Source organism: Bifidobacterium apicola (genome assembly GCF_042846865.1).
Taxonomy (GTDB): domain Bacteria; phylum Actinomycetota; class Actinomycetes; order Actinomycetales; family Bifidobacteriaceae; genus Bombiscardovia; species Bombiscardovia apicola.
The window spans coordinates 866182-883605 of the sequence record NZ_BAAFQQ010000001.1 but is presented as its reverse complement, the minus strand read 5'-3'; the positions used below and the strand labels follow the sequence as shown (position 1 = coordinate 883605).

Genomic DNA, 17424 nt, shown 5'->3' with positions numbered 1-17424 from the left:
GTGATCGACAGTCCCATGCGGGCCTGGTCTGCGACCCTGCTCCCGGTTAACCGCTCGATCGCTGATGGCAGGACTCTTGATAAAATCCTGCTATTTTCCAGCGTATCTGACAGGGGATGGAGTTGGTGGATATGCGCGCTGAGCGAGAGTCAGATATGTCACTAATCGAGCAAGATGCTCATGACGACAAAGAGTGATGTGTCTGTTGCGGGCGGAACTGCAAGAGAGCCGCCGACGATGCCTCATTCAATCGGCAAACGGCGACGGCTCTCATCAGAGCACTGGTGCTCAGAGCATCTGTATCAGTTCGCCCACATCCTGGATGACCAGCTGAAGGTTGAGCCCGGTCAGGACAGCCACGACAATCCAGGCCAGGAAGGCCATCCATCGAGGGTTGGCGTACTTGCCCATGATCTTCTTGGAGGAGGTGAACCAGACCAAGGGGATCATGGATATGGGCAGGGCCACGCACAGGAATACCTGGGAGTAGACCAGCAGGCTATCCAAGGCAGACTCCTTGCCGCCGAAGGCGATGGTGCAGATCAACACGGGGATGATGGAGATCACTCGGGTGACCAGCCTGCGCAGCCAGAGAGGGATCCTCATGCGGATGAAGCCCTCCATGACGATTTGTCCGGTCAGAGTGCCGGTGATGGTCGAGTTCTGACCGGAGGCCAGCAGGGCTACGGCGAAGAGGGTGGAGAGCAGTCCTGAGGCGACCGGACCTGCGATGGTCTTGTCGCCAAGGGCGTTGTAGAGGGCGGTGAAGGTGTCCAGCCCTTCACCGTGTCCGAAGAACATGGCCGCACCCAGCATCAGCAGCAGGCAGTTGACTACGAAGGCTGCGGACAGCTGGATGTTGGAATCCCAGGTGGCGAAGCGGACCGCATTGGCAACCTGACGGTCGTCGCTTCGGTCGAAGTCGCGGGTCTGCACGATGGATGAGTGCAGGTAGAGGTTGTGCGGCATGACCGTGGCGCCCACGATGCCCAGAGCCATGGTCAGCTGTCCGTTGCCCAGGATGGCCTTGTCGGGGATAAAGCCGCGGAAGACTGCGGGCATGTCGGGCCTGGCCAGGAACACCTCGTAAAGGAAGACCGCCATGATGACCAGGATCAGGGTGGCCACGATGGCCTCAATGCGTCGGAAGCCGATCTTGGTCAGCAGCAGGAGGATGAGCACATCCAGGACGGTCAGTGTCACCCCTAGGATCAGCGGAATGCCGAAGAGCAGCTTCAATGCGATGGCCCCGCCGATCACCTCGGCAATGTCAGTGGCCATCACGGCCAGCTCCGTGCAGATCCAGAGAGCGAAACTGAGCCGGCGGCTGGTGTGCTGGCGGGTGGCTTGGGCAAGGTCCAGACCAGTCACGATTCCCAGCTTGGCCGACATATATTGCAGCATCATGGCTATCAGGCTGGAAATAAGGATGACGCTCATGAGCAGGTAGCCGTATTGGGCGCCGCCGCCGATGGAGGTGATCCAGTTGCCAGGATCCATGTAGCCGACTGCCACCAGAGCGCCCGGGCCGGAGAAGGCTGCCAGATTCTTCCAGAAGGATGAGGTCGAGTTGGGCACGGAGACCGTGGCGTTGATCTCCTCCAAGGAGCGCCCGTTGGCTGTCTCGATGATGGGATGGGATTGGTGCTGCCGACTGGACGGCGGATTCCTGACTTCGTATCCGGCTGGACTGGCGGACCCTGAGGTTGGGGTCTTAGTGTTCGGCATGTCACCTTCCTTGATTCTGAACCATGGCGGTCGTGCGGCTGGTTATAGACTTCGACCCTTCGAAGTCTAATGGCGCTCGATGAAGAATACCAGAGGTGATCTGTGACAATGTCGAAATATGCGTGCAGGGGCTGCTCGCGGGTCGTTCTATGGATCTGTGCTATAGACTGTGGAGCATGGGAATTGCCGAACTGTCTTCCAGCGCCCAGGACTATCTCAAGGTCATCTGGGATCTTCAGGAGTGGGATCAAGGCCCTGTACAGCCCACAGCGGTGGCCGAGAGGACGGGCGTGAAACAGTCGACGGTCTCTGGCGCGCTGGGCCGTTTGGTTGATGCTGGTCTGGTCACTCACAGGCCTTACGGCAAGGTAGAGCTGACTGAGACCGGTCGTCGCTATGCAGTCACCATGGTTCGGCGCCACAGGCTGCTTGAGACCTTCCTAGTGCAGGTCCTCGGTTATGGCTGGGATGAGGTGCATGAGGAGGCGGACAGCCTTGAGCATGCGGTCTCCGACAAAATGGTCGATCGCATCGACGACTATCTGGGGCATCCCACTGCCGATCCGCATGGTGATCTTATACCTTCGGCAGAGGGGGATCTCCCCCCCGTGCCTACAACCACAAGGCCTCTTTCGGAAGTGGCTGCTGGTTCGACGGTACGTGTGCAACGAGTCAGCGATGAGGATCCACGAATCCTGCGCACGCTCAGCAATTACCATATAGGACCTGGCTGTCTGGTGCAGGTGAAAAGTCGGCAGGCTGGTGATGAACTAGCCGTAAGCCTGACGGATACGCGATCCAGATTCGGCCCCGCTTCGGGCGATCTCCTTGTGCTGTCTAAAGAACAGGCGGCACTGATTCAGGTCAGTCTTACCTGACCAAAAACCATTAGGCGATTTGTTGTGTTGAGCAATGTCACTGCTTATTGCGGTTGGCCTCGCGCTTTTGCTGATGGCGGTGAAGATATGCGAATAAGTTTGAGGTATGGATGTAGGCTCTTCTGTCGTTTTTTGCTAGAACGTCGAGGATAATGCCGGCAATGATGGATAACAAGCCGACCAGGATTAACAGCACTGATCCTATAAGGGTAGGAATACGCGGGACCGATCCTGTGCGCCAGAATTCAAGCATAACCGACAACAGAAAACCGAAACCGACCAGGTCTATCAGCAAACCGCAGCCTCCAAAGAAGGGAAGAGGCTTGTACTCCCTGATCATTCTGAAAATGGTGGAAAGTACGCGGACCCCATCGCCTACAGTGTTGAGTTTGCTGTGGGAGCCTTTAGGACGGTCACGGTACTGAACGGGCATTTCATACAGCCGTAGATTCCTGTCCAGGCTGTGTATGGTCATTTCCGTTTCCACTTCGAATCCATGGGACAGGATCGGATAGCACTTAACATAGGTGAACGAAAAAGCCCGGTATCCCGTCATAATATCTTTGACGTGCGCATGGAAGATGCCGTTGATTGCCGAACGGACCAATCTGTTGCCGACGTTGTGGAAGGGTCTTTTGTTCTCTTGGAAGTAGGTCGAGCTCAGTCTGTCGCCTATCACCATGTCATAGCCCTCGAGGATTTTGTCGACCATGGCGGGAGCGCTTTCCGCTGGATAGGTATCGTCGCCGTCGGCCATGACATACACGTCGGCATCGATGTCTTCAAACATAGCTCGTATGACATTGCCCTTGCCTTGGCGCGGTTCTGGTTGGACTACTGCGCCCTTGGATTGCGCTATGGAAGCTGTCTTGTCTGTAGAGTTGTTGTCATAGACGTAAATGGTCGCCGTTGGAAGCGCTTTGTGGAAATCGTCGACGACTTTTCCTATTGTCTGTTCCTCGTTATAGCAGGGTAAGAGAACGGCAATGGTGACTTCTTCCAAGGCAGGCTTCATGATTAACACTATACATATAGGGATTCTCAGATTGAGGTCGATATGGGATTATGAAATTTGTGGGCAATAGCAGAGGTATGCCCATTCCGCGTACCGCGCTCAGGTTAGCATAGACCACATGCAGCAGCTATTTGAAACTGGACCTGATGTCTGGAAGCAGCTTGATGGCTTGAGCAAACGGCAACGCCGATTGGTTATTTCAGCAGTCAACTATCATTCGTTGATGCAGCCGGGTCGAGAACTGCTCTACAAGATCTATATGGGTGAAGACTGGCAGTATCCCCGCTTGACGGATACGTCGACTCTGAATGGTTCTCTGACCAAGGGAGCCGGGCTTAAACCTGTAGTCGAATTCAAAGCCAGGTCGACAGCTAAGCCTAAGACCGCATTTACGCCTCACTATTTTGACCTGCATCATCAATTGGTTGACTGGAATGAACGGTATGTGTTGCTTACTCCTGACGATGCCACTGATATGACGGTCAAGGCCCGGAATCTATCTTCTCGGTTGCCTATGCGCAACCAAATTTATAACTACTGTGAGCTGCATTTCCCGCTTCTGTTCGATCAGGTACGTGAATTGCTTAGGTGTAAGCGTGAGAAAGCGGGATACCAAGCTATTGAGACTTATCGTCCGGATTCAACCAGCGACCTGTTCGCTCACGGGGCTGTGCATCATCCAGGCAGTCCCATCGAACCTGGGCAACCGGACTCTTCGGCTCCTAAAGCTGTCATCATTGCCATGCATTGGCTGCAGCCTGGGGGAGCCGAGCGTTGGGCCATGGAAACAGTAGCTCTGGCTCGTAAAGCGGGACTATTGCCTATCGTCATCACCAACAATGACAGTCACCAGCCATGGATCGTCAGCAAGGATTTGGATGATGCCCTTGTCATCAATCTGACTTTTCCTGCACAGGAGGGCATCGGCGATGTGCCCCTGCTCAGGGCTCTGTTTGAGCAGTACAACATCTGCGGAGTCATGATTCATCACAATCAGTGGATGTATGACCGGCTCTGGTGGATCAAGCGGTACTACCCGCATACGTTCATTGTCGACTCCTTGCATATTCTTGAATACCACGACCGCGGTGGCTATCCCAACCAGAGCGTGAGCCGTGACCCTTATATCGATCTGCACCATGTCATTTCGCCTCAACTGCAGGACTGGCTGGTAAATCATCATGGCATAGCGGCGAAAAAGGTGGTTATGGCACCCTTGGTTGGTCTGACTGCCGATCAGATGCATCCAAGGTACAAGGATCGGGCGCAACAGGGGGTCCTTCATGTCGCTTTTGTAGGAAGAATGACCAGACAGAAGCGTCCTGAGGCATTTATCAATGTCGCCAAGGAAATGGAGCGTCGTTTTCCCGGTCGTTTTCGGTTCATCATGCATGGCAGCGGCGATATGGACCTGGAGGTACGCAAACTCCTGGAGAAATATGGTCTGGAGCATGTAGTGGAACGTCGTGATGTCTCTCAGCCGGTTTCTGCAACATATGATTGGGCGGACGCTCTGCTGATCACGTCAATCAACGAAGGCATTACTCTTACGACCATTGAGGCAATCAGTAGAGGCATGCCGGTGTTGAGCGCTGATGTCGGTTCCCAATCGACACTGGTTCCTGTCCAGGGGCTATTGCCTCGGCAATCGCTGGGGCTAGTTCGCCAATCGGTCCGTTCCTTGCAGAGGATGAATGATCGTGAACAGGATCGCAGACGGTTGTGGACGGCAGAGCTGGAACGGCTTCAGGAGTTTTCAAGGAAGGAATCGGCCGACTCCTTCTTCACCCGGATGTTGGGAGAATGGGCGCAGTGATGAATGCTGTAGATAACCGACGGAATGTGGCCGCTGTCGTTGTCACCTTCAACCGCTTGGAAAAGCTGAAGAAGGTTCTGGCCTCTCTGGAATCCCAGACCTTCCTGCCCAAGGCCCTGATCATCGTCGACAATGCTTCGACTGATGGGACTGCAGATTACCTGCATGAATATCAGGACACATTCCCCTTGGGAGGGAAGGTGGAGCTCCGCATTGTCACTCTGCCCAAGAACGTCGGCGGGGCCGGCGGCTTCTCTGCTGGCATGCGCGAGGGCTACCGGATGGGTCTCGACTACGTGTGGATCTTCGATGATGACGGATATCCTGAGCCGGATGCCCTTGAAAAGCTGCTCGCAGGCTATGAGCAAGCCACCAAGGCTTTGAGCCCGGATATTCCCTTTGCCTGTTCCTTGATCAAATACATCGACGGAACCATTTCGGAAATGAACAATCCTGTGCCTACATGGGACTGGGGCCGGTTGCGGGCCATGGGGCTCAGGGATCTGGTGCTGATCAATCAGGCATCCTTCGTATCCGTGCTCATTCCACGCTGGGTCATGGAAGCCTACGGTCTGCCCTACAAGGAGTACTTCATCTGGTTTGACGATGCTGAGTACACTTTGCGTATCACCAGAGACTGTCCTGGAGTTCAGGTTCTCGATAGCGTAGTGGTGCACGATATGGGTGAGAACAAGGGAGTCAATTTCTCGATGATCAACGAGAAGAACGCCTGGAAGTTCGCCTATGGCATCCGCAATCAAGGGTCCTACAGACTGCATCACAAGAGCCTGGTCCATTATCTGCTCTTTTGCGCCCAGGTTTGGTATGCCATGCGATCTGGGGGAGTGGATAAGAAACTGCGCCGACAGATGTACGGCAAGATGATTGAAGCTATACGGTTTAACCCGTCGATCGATTATCCGCAGTTATAAGCTATTCGGAGAGACCAATGACCAGCAAAACAAATAGGCCAGGCCTGCAGAAGTTGCGCTGTCTTTTATCCGTGGCCGTAGGAATCCTTTGTGCCCAGTCTTTGGCGTTTAGGAACGTGGATTCTGCAGCGTTCGATAACTTCACCAACTTAACAGCCAAAGGTTTGGATTCAATTGCACAGTTCGGCCCAGCTGGTTCCATCGCTCTTGCTGTGTGTCTTGGAGTCTTATTCTATCGGTTTTATCCAGATTTTAAACATGCAGGAAAGAGAGACCAGCTGATTTCTGCGATTCTTTCTTTCTTCTTGGCTCTGTCAATTGTTGTGCCGCGTCTGATGAAACTGCCTAATAAGTCGTTCGACAGTTATCCGAATTATGTGGGTGGTGTGCCACAGTGGCACAAGCCGATCTTTTGGATGGTTGCTAGTATCCAATTGCTGACAATTGGCTTTACTCTTGCTGTTGTTGTTTGTTGGCTGACGCGTAAAGCAACTGGCTTTGTTGAGCGCCGAAATATAAGCGAAGTTTCAACCGCTATCCCTCCTACCAACCTCAGTATCTGGGGAAAGGGAGTTCGTTTCTTTGACGGCAAACCTATGCACATGACCGTGGCTACCTTGGCTATGGTTCTTTGCTGGGTACCCATGCTCATAATTCAGGGTCCGGCGATTATAGGTGTGGATGCCATGGTGCAACTAGTTCAGTTTCGCACCGGGCATGTTTGGGATCCCATGACGATGGTTGAACTACCGGGATATGCAGGACAGGATCATCACCCTTTTTTTGATACTTATTTATATGGATTATTTGATGAGCTCGGGCTATGGCTTGGTCAAGAAATTCTGGGTTTCCGCATTCTTATAATATTGCAAAGTATAGTAGCGGCCTTTGCGATAGTTGTATCGCTAGTATGGATTAAGAAACGAACGAATCTTCCAGATTCTTGCATTTGTGCCTGTTGGTGCCTGGCAGCAATATTGCCAGCCTTTCCTATGTATATGAGTATTGTGCTCAAGGATTCAACCTGGGTTTCCATCTTTCTCCTATGGATGGTGGCTTTCTTTGAAGTGATTTATCGGTGTAACAATAACCAAGCTGTTGGCTGGAAGTTAGTGCTGTGCCTTGTTGCGCTCGGCTTATTCTCAGGTCTATCTAAAAAGCTGGGAGTTTATGTTACTACTGTGTCGCTCCTATTAGCGATAATTGTTATTAGGAAGCAGTTCGCCGCTTTCTTGATTTCTATGCTCGTGCCCGCTGCCCTAGTGATTGGTTTTGTGCCCATGGTGGTGCTTCCTGCGTTGGATATAGCGCCTGGAGGTCCCCAGGAGACCATCTCCGTCCCTATTCAACAGCTGTCGAAAGTAGCGATACTTCATCAAGATGAGTTATCAAAATCCGATCGACAGGCGATTGACAGAGTCCTCGACATCGATCAGTTAAAACCATATTGGCAAGCTGATTCGGCTGATTATGCCAAGCACTATGGGTATAGGCCGGATGCTAGTTCGTCGGACAGGAAAAACTTTATTCTAACTTGGATACGTCTGTTTTTCCGCTACCCGAAGGATTACATTGCTGCAGTGCCTTATCTAATAAATCCATTTGTATATGGGGAGACCTATTACTATAGCGGACCCGTTCGCTGTGGTTGGTGGGAAGCAGGCGGGTCGCGGATCCTTACTGAGTATCCGGAGTGTGGACTAAGCTACACACAAGAAAAGATCGCGGTTCCGTTAACGAGCGCACTGAATAAAATTCCGCCGTTTTCTTTTGTCGGCAGTGAAGCTTTATACACTGTATGGCTGCCTCTGACGGCGTTAGGACTTACTATATCGATTAGGCGTTATAAGAATCTTTGTTATCTGATTCCTACTGTAGTATCTTGGTGCAGTTTGTTTTTGTTGCCAGCGCATCAGGCGCGATATACGCTTAGCTTTCTTTTTGTTTTCGCACTTACGACTGCAGTGCCATTTGCCGAGGTGCTCACCAATAAACGTAATATAAGTAATTAAGATGAACTTAAAAGATACCCGGTTAGCACTTTCATAAGGTTATTTGATTACTGCTATTTTGCTAATGATAAATTTGCGAAGGGGATGGGTAAGCAATCTGTCGATCAGCATGGCGATTATGTCAAGGACTATAAAGGTCAGCAAACCTGTAACCAGATACGTCAAAATAAAGCCTGATTTGCTGGATACTATTGGTAGCCATGATGCGATAGCACCCCAGATGAATCGGAATCCGAACGTGTTTTCATGCAAGAGATAGACACCGAAGGTTCCTGCTGATACCTGTAGTAGACAAGTGCTCCATATGTGCGGAAGATGGAGCTGCGGAAGCCGACAAGCTGCCACAAAAAAGCAAAAAGCGATGCAGATAGGCAGTATTTGCAGGCCCTGATGGATTTGTTCAGCCCATGTCAGTCTTTGCGCCCAGCGAGATCCTGACAAAACAAAATGATTGAACCCCAGCATGAGCGTTGTACATAAGACTGTGCAGATGGCCAGCGCACCATTTGATATGGTATGCAGTGAATCTCGGTAGCTCCGGATATAGGCACCGATGATGTATCCCAAGATGGCATACACTACATTGTTCCAGTGATTGGCTTTATTGAAGAACAGAGGCCAAGTACCGATGAACATGAGAAGTGCGATCAGTGCAAGAATCTGCTTCTGGGACATGTGCGCATATACAGTATTGATGAATGGGCTAAGAAGAAGCATGAGAATATATGCGTCTATGAACCAGTAGCTATTGTACAAAAATGGGCATAAACTCCATAGGACTGTATCCAAGGACTGGGCACGAGACAGCAGCTCATTCATGCCGAAGGGCAGAGTGAGAAATTGCTTGGCAATGATTGCAATTACTAGGCATAAAACTGCGTAGAGAAACATCTGGAACCAGGTTGAGAAAATTCGCCTCCACGAAAACTGTTTCTTAACCAAGAAGTATCCTGAGATCATAAAGAAGATTGAAACGCCAACTTGACCATACTGTACGATGGTGAAACTGATCGCGGATTTCCATCCTGGATACATGGGCAATACAATGCGCGAGCCCCCGTTGGTGAAATCAACATGGATGATCATATGACAATAGACGACCATCAGCATTGCCAATATGCGTAGTAACTCAATATTAAGGTTGCGAGTTGAGTGGATCGCGACCTTATTCGATTGAGATGTCACTCTGATCTCCCATCGGGATGATATGAATATGTCATAGAATAGTGCCTAGGGCCTACCTGTAGTAGTTCGTGGAGAGCTCCGCCATACGGTGTTATTTGTGAGGATGCCGAGATGGGAGCATATCTTTCACAGCTGTTTGGTAGTCTGTACGGTTGTGAGAAGCATCGTAGATAGATTACGCCAGCGATACCACTATTCATTGGTTATTCTGCGTGAGCTTGTCAAGACCGATTTCAAGCTCAGGTATCAGGGATCCTTTCTTGGGGTTGCCTGGTCGGTTCTGCAGCCATTGATGCTCTTTGTGGTCATGTATTTGGTCTTCGCTAAATTCCTCAGGATGACTGATGGAACGCCGACCTATCCTGTTGTGCTGCTTCTGGGCATAAGCTCCTGGCAGTTCTTCAACGAGTCGACTTCCATAGGGCTGCGTTCGATTGTGGATCGCGGCGACCTCCTGCGTAAGGTGCACTTCCCCAATTACATCGTGGTGGTATCTGCTACCATGGGGGCGCTGATCAGCTACGGCATCAACCTGATCGTGGTCCTCATCTTTGCTATCTTCTGCCGAGTGCATTTCACTTGGAGAGTCCTTTTGCTGCCCATCAGCGTCTTTCAACTATATATTCTGGCCTTGGGCTTCACGCTGATCATGGCTACCATGTATGTCTACTTCCGCGATGTGTCGCATATCTGGGACGTGTTGCAACAGGTGATCTTCTATTCCATTCCTGTCATCTATCCTCTGACCGCGGTATCGGGAATCCACCGTTGGTGGGGCCCTGTCGTAGCCAAGTTGCTCCTGCTCAACCCTATAGCGCAATCCATCCAGGATATCCGGCATTCATTCATCGCTCCGGAAACCACCCCCACGGTATGGAATCAGATCAGCAATCCCTTCGTGACCATGATCCCTATCCTGCTCACTGTGATCATGGTGGTGCTGGGTGTATGCGTATTCCGCAAGTACAATCACAAATTCGCCGAGGTGATGTGATGAGCAAGGCTGGGGAACCAATTCGTCAGAAAGACGATCGGCCCGTAGTCCTGTCCGTAGAACATGTGGACAAGGTCTTTCGGCTGCCTACTGAACAGGCCACAGGACTCAAGCAGGCCTTCATCAACTGGACCCGAGGAATCAAGGGATACAAGGAGCAGCAGGTGCTGCAGGATGTGTCCTTCCAGGTGCGTCGGGGCGACTTTTTCGGCATAGTCGGACGCAACGGCAGCGGCAAATCGACCCTGCTCAAGCTGATTTCCGGCATCTACTACCCTGAGCGCGGCCGCATCTCCTATACGGGCAAGCTGGTTCCCTTCATCGAATTGGGCGTGGGCTTCAATCCGGAGCTGACGGGCCGTGAGAACGTCTACCTGAACGGGGCCTTGCTGGGATTCACCCGCAGCGAGGTCGATGCCATGTACGACGATATCGTGGACTTTGCCGAACTGGGCGAGTTCATGGATCAGAAGCTGAAGAACTACTCCAGCGGCATGCAGGTGCGCCTGGCGTTTTCCGTGGCAATCAAAGCCCAAGGCGACATATTGATCCTGGACGAGGTTCTTGCTGTCGGTGATGAGGCCTTCCAGCGTAAATGCGATGATTACTTCACCGAGGTCAAGAAGGATCCCAACAAGACGGTCATCCTGGTCACCCATGACATGGGCGCCGTGAAGAAGTACTGCGACCGGGCGATCCTTATCAAGGACGGCCACGTGGTGATCAATGGCGATAAGGATGATGTCGCCAATCGGTACACCTTGGAGAATCTCAAAGCTCCCGACAAGCAGTCGGACAGCAGCAAGCCAGGAGACGAATATCCGACCGGCCTCAGCGCTCAGGTGCCTCTTCTGCGTGCCTATCCGGTATCCTCTTCGGTCTGCAAGAGTTCGGATACTTTCCGCTTTGACGTGGAATACGACTGTGCTGAGTACGACAATCTCTATATGGCCGTTGCCATGCACGATACCCGGCGTGGCGGTATAGCCTATGACACGGGTGCCGACACCATACGTCTCAAAGCCTGCGGGCATCGGGTAGTGCATTGTTCGGTACCCTTGAACATTTTCAATAATGGCGAATTCCGTCTTGTCGTGTCCCTGCGTGTGCGAGATGAAGCGCAGACGGACAAAAACGCTCCCACAAAAATGATTGCCTTCACCAATGACGAGAATTCCTGTGTCTTTGCCATCAGAGACAAGCGGAACAGAGAATACGCTTTGTTGAGCGACCGTGGGCTGCAGATCAGTCTCCTGGGCGGGGAATCACTCTAGTTCGTCAGTCCTTGCGGCACTTTCGTTAGAATTATGGCATGAGTCATGAGAGCCAGGGAAAAAAGAGCATGGATTCCCCAGATGAGCCCACCGTCAGGGTCGTCGCCCTGGTATTGGCCGGTGGGGTTGGCGCCCGTATGCGTGGGCCGGTGCCCAAGCAGTTTTTGGTGGTTCGGAACAAGCCGGTACTGGTCTATACCTTGGAAGCTTTCCAACGAGCAGTGGCCGTCGAGGACATCATTGTCGTATCCCTGCCCGAGTGGACAGGAATCGTTGAGCAATACGTCAAAGATTGCGGGCTGACCAAGGTCCGATCCGTCATACCTGGAGGTGTCAGCGGCTTCGAATCCATTCGCTGCGGCCTGCATTATCTGGAGGAGCAGTATTCGCCTGAGGACATCATTTTGATCCATGACGGTGTTCGCCCCTTGTTGACTGAAGAGGTGATCAACGCCAACATAGCCGGCGTGGAGAAATACGGCAATGCCATCACCGTAGTGCCGGCAACTGAGGCCTTGCTCCATACCGATGACGGCGAGTCAAGTAACAGGGTGGTTGAGCGCTCTCACATCATGCGAACACAGACCCCGCAGAGCTTGCGTCTGCGCGATCTTTCGCTAATCCATCGCCAGGCTGATGAGATGGGCATTCATGATTCAGTCGCTACCTGCACGCTGCTGATTGAAACTGGTCATGTGGTTCATGCGGTAGCTGGTGACAATTCCAACTTCAAGCTCACCAGTCCCGAGGATGTAGCGCTCTTCGAGGCCTATCTCGATGCTAAGGGAATGGCCTGATGGCAGAGGGAAGACGGATTGATGCGGACGTTCTGCAGCAGGATGTGAATGACCTGGCTGATGCTCATCCGGCCCTGTGGAGGGAGCTGGACGGCTGCAGAATACTGATGACCGGCGGAACAGGCTTCGTGGGTTCCTTCATTTTGCATCTGATAGCTGCTTTGCGTCGTCGCCATGGCTTGCATATCGATGTTCTCGCTCTGGTCAGGAGCCGGCAACGTCTGCGAGATGTTTTGGGCGACGATTGGGACGGCTCATGGTTGCAAGCGGTGGAACAGGATCTTCGTGCCCCCTTCTGCCTGAAAAACAAAGAGCCGGTGGAGTATTGCATCCATGCCGCCAGCAACGCCGACCCCGTGGCCTACCAGTCCGATCCCTTGGGAACCATGATGGCCAATGTGGTTGGGACTGAGCAGATTCTGCAATATCTGTCAGGCCTGGACGCCAAGCCTTCCCGGATTGTTTATCTGTCCAGCGTTGAAGCCTATTCGGGTCATAGCCAGAAGGGGACACTTAAAGAGGAGGATACGGGCAGCTTTGATCCGTCGGTGGTCCGCAACTGCTATCCAATCAGCAAGTTAGCCGCTGAAAACCTTTGTGCAGGGGCACGTGTGCATCTCGGTCTTCCTGTGACTGTGGCACGGATGGCCTATCTGTATGGGCCAGGTGATCGTCTCGACGATCCCAAGATCGTCACGCTTTTTCTGCGGATGCTTAAAGAGGGCAGGGATATCGAAATGCACAGTCCTGGTCTCCAGCGACGCAGCTATTGTTATATCAAAGATGCGGTTTATGGCATCATGCTGCTTCTGCTGCGAGGTCAGGATTCCACATACAATATCGCCAATGGCGGGGAGGAAGTCACCATAGCCGGGGTGGCTCAGCAATTGACTCAGCTTTTTGGGCGCCCGGGCAGTCTGGTGCGGTATGAACAGCCCAAGCAAGATGAGCTTGCGCGCTTCTCGCCTCCGGAGGACAATATTCTTGATACTTCCAAAATACGAGCTCTGGGATTTGATGCGGAGATCGGCCTGGCGCGAGGACTGGAACGCACCGGTCGGTTTTTTGGCATGCGGCCGTCTACATGGCAGGCCGGCAATGTCGCAGGGAAAGGCATAGACAATGAATAGCCGTCTGATTGCCGGCATCAAAGGGCTCCTGCCCATCTCCTCAAGGTCTTTGCGGGGCTTTCGGGTACAGGATGATGCCAGATATGCCCAACTCTTTCAGGTGATTAATGATCAGCGGAAGGCCCTGGATAAGGCTCAGGAGAGTCTTGACCGCCTGGAGGAGCAATGTCGTGGGTTAAATGAGACCTTGGAATACATCCATGATTCGAATGGTGTCATGTATTGGCAGCTGTTCCGAGGAGATCATGAGACGACTGAGCAGGCTCAACTGAGATTCTTTAGAGGGCTGCCCAAGGCCGAAGGCATTCATGCGCTCTTCCAAGATGCAGAAGCCAGGCTGTTTGAACTCTTCGACCAGTTTTGCCGGGATCACGGGATCTCCTATTGGGGTACCGGCGGCACAGTGCTGGGCGCCTTCCGCCAGCAGGATTTCATCCCCTGGGATGACGATATTGACGTTTACATCGCTCGTGAGCAGTTGAGCCGTTTGGAAACGGCTGTGCGTGAAGATGGCCGTTTCCGTATCACGGTCGTCTGGGACTGGTATGTGCCTTGCAAACAGATCAGATTCCGCTCTATAGATGAGGACAACCCCTGTTTTGTCGATCTTTTCCCGCTGGATTGGGTGTCTGGTGACCCGGAGGATGCATGGCAGGTCTGCACGCAGGAACGTATGCAGTTTGTCCAGGAAATCCGCAAACAATATGCGGGTTCCTCCTGGAGCCGGGATGTTTATATTTCCGGCGCAGATCCTCTGATATCCGCCTTGGAATCGAACCTGTACAGACACCTGGAGGATCTGGCGGATCGCGTAACCATCCTGCCCACAGCCGATGGTGCAACAGGATTGATCAGGGGCATTGAAAACATCGACGAGGTGCGCCCGTCCGGTCCCTACTTGACTGGTGATTGGACCGGTTCGACGACTTTGCCTTTCCGTGGAATCGCTGTTCCGGTGCCCAGCAATTATCGTGAGTACCTGAGCAAGGCCTATGGCGATTACATGGCTCTGCCGCGCGACATGCATTCTCATGAGCATGTCGCTGATGAGTACATTGCCTCGCCGAAATCGGTACGAGCCATGCGTCGGATACTTTCTGATGATGGGGAGCGGACTCCTGGCGATGAAGAGCGAAGGTAAGGCGTCCGGGCTTCATTCGGACAGTGTTGAGGACCACGGGTCAGCTGGGCCTTCATGCCTGATGGTCACTGGGGGAGCCGGGTTCATCGGCACGAATTTTGTGCGTTATGTGCTGGCGCACCATCCTGACACGCACATCGTGGTTTACGATCTGCTCACCTATGCGGCCAAGATGGATAACCTTCATGGCCTTATTCCCGATCGGATCGACATGGTCCACGCCGATATCTGCGATGTTGGATCCGTGGATCGTGCCATCCGCCAGCATCATGTCGATGCCATCGTCCATTTTGCGGCTGAGTCGCACAACGACAACTCCATTCAGGATCCGGGGCCCTTCATCAGGACCAATCTCTATGGCACCTATGTTCTGCTGGAAGCAGCCCGTCGCCACGACCTGCGCTTCCATCAGGTATCCACTGACGAGGTTTTCGGCGATCTTGACTTCGGTGATCCGCGCCGCTTCACTGAAACCAGTCCCTACCGGCCCTCAAGTCCATATTCGGCGACCAAGGCTGGGGCGGACCATCTGGCGCGTGCCTGGTGGCGCACCTATGGAACCCGGGTGACCATCTCCAACTGCTCCAATAACTACGGTCCTTATCAGCACATCGAGAAATTCATTCCACGGCAGATCACCAACATTCTTTCAGGAATCCGTCCGCGAATTTATGGCCAGGGTCGAGCGATTCGGGATTGGATCCACGTGGAGGATGATTGCCGGGCCATTTGGAGCATCCTGGTTCATGGAACGCCGGGCTCGACCTACCTTATCGGCGCGGATGGCGAGTTGAGCAACATGGAAGTGCTCAGGATGATCCTGCATCTTATGGGCCGCGGGGCCGACGAGTTCGATTTGGTGGCAGACCGGCCTGGGGGAGACCGTAGATATGCCATCGATGCCGGAAAGATACGTCGGGATCTCGGTTGGCGGCCTCTGCATCGGGACTTCGAACAGGGTCTGGCCGAGACGATCGACTGGTATAGCAGCCACCGCAAGTGGTGGGAAGGTGATAAGCAGGCGGTCGAGGCTCGCTATCGGGAGCAGGGACACTGATATTTGTGGCTGTACCACCCTTGGATGTAAACTAGTGGGGTTCCCGTCGTGGCCAGAGGATCGTTCTGCTGCGACTGGCATGCAATACACCCTCCTGTCACGGAAGGTCCGTGACCTGTAAGTCCAAAGGAGGTGGGTGATGTCTGCGCATAAGTATGAATTGATGTTCATTGCCGATCCGGCTATGGATGAGCGCTCGCTGAAGAAGCTGACCGACCAGTATCTCGAGGTGGTCACCAAGGAAGGCGGCTCTGTCGACAACATCGACGTCTGGGGCCGTCGCAAGCTGGCTTATGAGATCGACAAGCACAAGGAAGGCAACTACGTGGTGGTCGAGTACACCTGCGAGCCCTCCGCCAGCGCTGAGCTCGATCGTGTGCTCAACCTGAACGAGTCCGTCATCCGCACCAAGATTCTTCGCAAGGATGACAAGTAAGCAAACAGTAAGAGGGCGCCGAAGCGTCGGCTGACATCCGGCCCTCGCGTCAAAGGTCTAAGGTCGCGGGATTCGCCCCCCATCCAGGAGGTCCATTCCCAAGTCCTCATCCCGAGGAAAGGTCGTGACATGGCGGGAGATACATACATCACCGTGGTGGGCAATCTCACTGCGGATCCGGAGGTGCGTACGACCTCCAACGGAGGCACGGTGGCCGACCTGACCATCGCGTCCACGCCCAGGCAGTTCAACAGGAACTCAGGGCAGTGGGAGAACGGCGACTCGCTCTTCATGCGTTGCTCGGCCTGGGATTCCACCTACAGTCCTCTGGCCTCCAATATTCAGGCCAGCCTGACCAAAGGCATGAGGGTGATCGCCCAAGGTCGTCTGGTGCAGCGTTCCTATCAGGATCGTGAGGGCAACAACCGCACGGTTGTTGAGCTGCGTCTGGATGAGATTGGGCCGGCGCTGACGCGGAATACCGCTCAGGTCACCAGAAACGCCAATGTTAGCGGCGGATCCCGTGGCGGCTTCGCTGGCTCCAGCAATGGTGGCTACCAAGGCGGGGCTTCCTACCAAGGCGGTGCCGGTGCGGCATCGGCTCCCATGGGTCGTCAGCAGCCAGCACAGGGTCAACAGGCTCCTGCCCAGGATCCCTGGTCCTCTACCGGGTCCGGCGATTCCTTCGGATCCTTCGGATCCACCGGCGAGTTCGGTGGTTCCGGGGACGAGCCTGAATTCTAAAGTTTCATAGCGTCATCAGTCATTTAAGGAGTATCAATGTCACGTAAAAGGCCGCAACCGCCGGTCAAGCCCTTCAAGAAGAAGCCGAATCCTCTAAGGGCCGCCAAGATTCATACTATCGATTACAAGGATGTGGCTCTGCTGCGCAAGTTCATCTCGGACCGCGGCAAGATCCGTTCCCGCCGCATCACCGGTGTCACCGTCCAGGAGCAGCGCGAGATTTCCAAGGCTATCAAGAACGCCCGCGAGATGGCCCTGCTGCCCTACGCCACCAACGGTCGCTGA

16 protein-coding genes are annotated in these 17424 nt (G+C 53.4%); 13 read left to right on the top strand and 3 right to left on the bottom strand.

The genetic code is table 11. The features are described from left to right. Positions 1-288: 288 nt before the first annotated feature. Positions 289-1728, bottom strand: coding sequence for an Nramp family divalent metal transporter (locus tag ACGG9J_RS03765; RefSeq protein ID WP_390133747.1), 1440 nt, complete (start codon positions 1726-1728; stop codon positions 289-291). Between the two features lie 176 nt (positions 1729-1904). Here ACGG9J_RS03765 and ACGG9J_RS03760 point away from each other — a divergent pair, with 176 nt between their 5' ends. After that, a complete protein-coding gene (locus ACGG9J_RS03760; protein ID WP_390133744.1) occupies positions 1905-2606 on the top strand; it encodes a metal-dependent transcriptional regulator in 702 nt (233 codons plus the stop codon). Between the two features lie 37 nt (positions 2607-2643). Here the strand turns inward: ACGG9J_RS03760 and ACGG9J_RS03755 are convergent, their stop codons facing one another. Then, on the bottom strand, positions 2644-3621 hold the full coding sequence (locus tag ACGG9J_RS03755; protein WP_390133742.1) for a glycosyltransferase family 2 protein: 978 nt from the start codon (positions 3619-3621) through the stop codon (positions 2644-2646). A gap of 118 nt (positions 3622-3739) precedes the next feature. On the opposite strand from ACGG9J_RS03755, the gene ACGG9J_RS03750 reads away from it, so the two are divergent. From ACGG9J_RS03750 to ACGG9J_RS03740, 3 genes are all read left to right on the top strand, one after another. After that, on the top strand, positions 3740-5437 hold the full coding sequence (locus ACGG9J_RS03750) for a glycosyltransferase (protein WP_390133740.1): 1698 nt from the start codon (positions 3740-3742) through the stop codon (positions 5435-5437). Continuing rightward, entirely contained in the window at positions 5437-6369 is a 933-nt protein-coding gene (locus tag ACGG9J_RS03745) for a glycosyltransferase family 2 protein (protein WP_390133738.1), read from the top strand. Before ACGG9J_RS03750 ends, ACGG9J_RS03745 begins: the two co-directional genes overlap by 1 nt. A gap of 116 nt (positions 6370-6485) precedes the next feature. Further along, a complete protein-coding gene (locus tag ACGG9J_RS03740) occupies positions 6486-8381 on the top strand; it encodes a DUF6020 family protein (RefSeq protein WP_390133736.1) in 1896 nt (631 codons plus the stop codon). A gap of 39 nt (positions 8382-8420) precedes the next feature. Here ACGG9J_RS03740 and ACGG9J_RS03735 read toward each other — a convergent pair whose 3' ends face one another. Beyond that, positions 8421-9566 (bottom strand): acyltransferase family protein, encoded by a 1146-nt coding sequence (locus ACGG9J_RS03735; protein ID WP_390133733.1) that lies wholly within the window; start codon positions 9564-9566, stop codon positions 8421-8423. 154 nt (positions 9567-9720) lie between these two features. On the opposite strand from ACGG9J_RS03735, the gene ACGG9J_RS03730 reads away from it, so the two are divergent. From ACGG9J_RS03730 to rpsR, 9 genes are all read left to right on the top strand, one after another. Next, the gene (locus ACGG9J_RS03730) at positions 9721-10560 is read left to right on the top strand and encodes an ABC transporter permease (protein ID WP_198176883.1); all 840 of its coding nucleotides are present in this window, start codon (positions 9721-9723) and stop codon (positions 10558-10560) included. Beyond that, on the top strand, positions 10560-11834 hold the full coding sequence (locus ACGG9J_RS03725; protein ID WP_390133731.1) for an ABC transporter ATP-binding protein: 1275 nt from the start codon (positions 10560-10562) through the stop codon (positions 11832-11834). Before ACGG9J_RS03730 ends, ACGG9J_RS03725 begins: the two co-directional genes overlap by 1 nt. A 68-nt stretch (positions 11835-11902) precedes the next feature. After that, positions 11903-12631, top strand: a complete 729-nt coding sequence (locus tag ACGG9J_RS03720; protein ID WP_390133728.1) for an IspD/TarI family cytidylyltransferase — start codon at positions 11903-11905, stop codon at positions 12629-12631. A 107-nt stretch (positions 12632-12738) separates the two neighbouring features. Beyond that, complete coding sequence (locus tag ACGG9J_RS03715; RefSeq protein WP_390133726.1) at positions 12739-13761, top strand: NAD-dependent epimerase/dehydratase family protein; 1023 nt, start codon at positions 12739-12741, stop codon at positions 13759-13761. Further along, complete coding sequence (locus ACGG9J_RS03710) at positions 13754-14902, top strand: LicD family protein (protein WP_390133724.1); 1149 nt, start codon at positions 13754-13756, stop codon at positions 14900-14902. Before ACGG9J_RS03715 ends, ACGG9J_RS03710 begins: the two co-directional genes overlap by 8 nt. A gap of 61 nt (positions 14903-14963) precedes the next feature. Next, the gene (rfbB, locus tag ACGG9J_RS03705) at positions 14964-15959 is read left to right on the top strand and encodes a dTDP-glucose 4,6-dehydratase (RefSeq protein ID WP_390135304.1); all 996 of its coding nucleotides are present in this window, start codon (positions 14964-14966) and stop codon (positions 15957-15959) included. A 139-nt stretch (positions 15960-16098) separates the two neighbouring features. Beyond that, entirely contained in the window at positions 16099-16395 is a 297-nt protein-coding gene (rpsF, locus tag ACGG9J_RS03700) for a 30S ribosomal protein S6 (protein WP_015021308.1), read from the top strand. A 129-nt stretch (positions 16396-16524) separates the two neighbouring features. Further along, positions 16525-17139 (top strand): single-stranded DNA-binding protein, encoded by a 615-nt coding sequence (locus ACGG9J_RS03695; protein WP_390133722.1) that lies wholly within the window; start codon positions 16525-16527, stop codon positions 17137-17139. Between the two features lie 36 nt (positions 17140-17175). Further along, complete coding sequence (gene rpsR, locus ACGG9J_RS03690; RefSeq protein ID WP_015021310.1) at positions 17176-17424, top strand: 30S ribosomal protein S18; 249 nt, start codon at positions 17176-17178, stop codon at positions 17422-17424.

Coding starts and splice junctions, on each gene's coding strand:
- ACGG9J_RS03765 (WP_390133747.1), bottom strand. CDS start 1,728: ATGCCGAACACTAAGACCCCAACCTCAGGGTCCGCCAGTCCAGCCGGA.
- ACGG9J_RS03760 (WP_390133744.1), top strand. CDS start 1,905: ATGGGAATTGCCGAACTGTCTTCCAGCGCCCAGGACTATCTCAAGGTC.
- ACGG9J_RS03755 (WP_390133742.1), bottom strand. CDS start 3,621: ATGAAGCCTGCCTTGGAAGAAGTCACCATTGCCGTTCTCTTACCCTGC.
- ACGG9J_RS03750 (WP_390133740.1), top strand. CDS start 3,740: ATGCAGCAGCTATTTGAAACTGGACCTGATGTCTGGAAGCAGCTTGAT.
- ACGG9J_RS03745 (WP_390133738.1), top strand. CDS start 5,437: ATGAATGCTGTAGATAACCGACGGAATGTGGCCGCTGTCGTTGTCACC.
- ACGG9J_RS03725 (WP_390133731.1), top strand. CDS start 10,560: ATGAGCAAGGCTGGGGAACCAATTCGTCAGAAAGACGATCGGCCCGTA.
- ACGG9J_RS03720 (WP_390133728.1), top strand. CDS start 11,903: ATGGATTCCCCAGATGAGCCCACCGTCAGGGTCGTCGCCCTGGTATTG.
- ACGG9J_RS03715 (WP_390133726.1), top strand. CDS start 12,739: ATGACCGGCGGAACAGGCTTCGTGGGTTCCTTCATTTTGCATCTGATA.
- ACGG9J_RS03710 (WP_390133724.1), top strand. CDS start 13,754: ATGAATAGCCGTCTGATTGCCGGCATCAAAGGGCTCCTGCCCATCTCC.
- rfbB (WP_390135304.1), top strand. CDS start 14,964: ATGGTCACTGGGGGAGCCGGGTTCATCGGCACGAATTTTGTGCGTTAT.
- rpsF (WP_015021308.1), top strand. CDS start 16,099: ATGTCTGCGCATAAGTATGAATTGATGTTCATTGCCGATCCGGCTATG.
- ACGG9J_RS03695 (WP_390133722.1), top strand. CDS start 16,525: ATGGCGGGAGATACATACATCACCGTGGTGGGCAATCTCACTGCGGAT.
- rpsR (WP_015021310.1), top strand. CDS start 17,176: ATGTCACGTAAAAGGCCGCAACCGCCGGTCAAGCCCTTCAAGAAGAAG.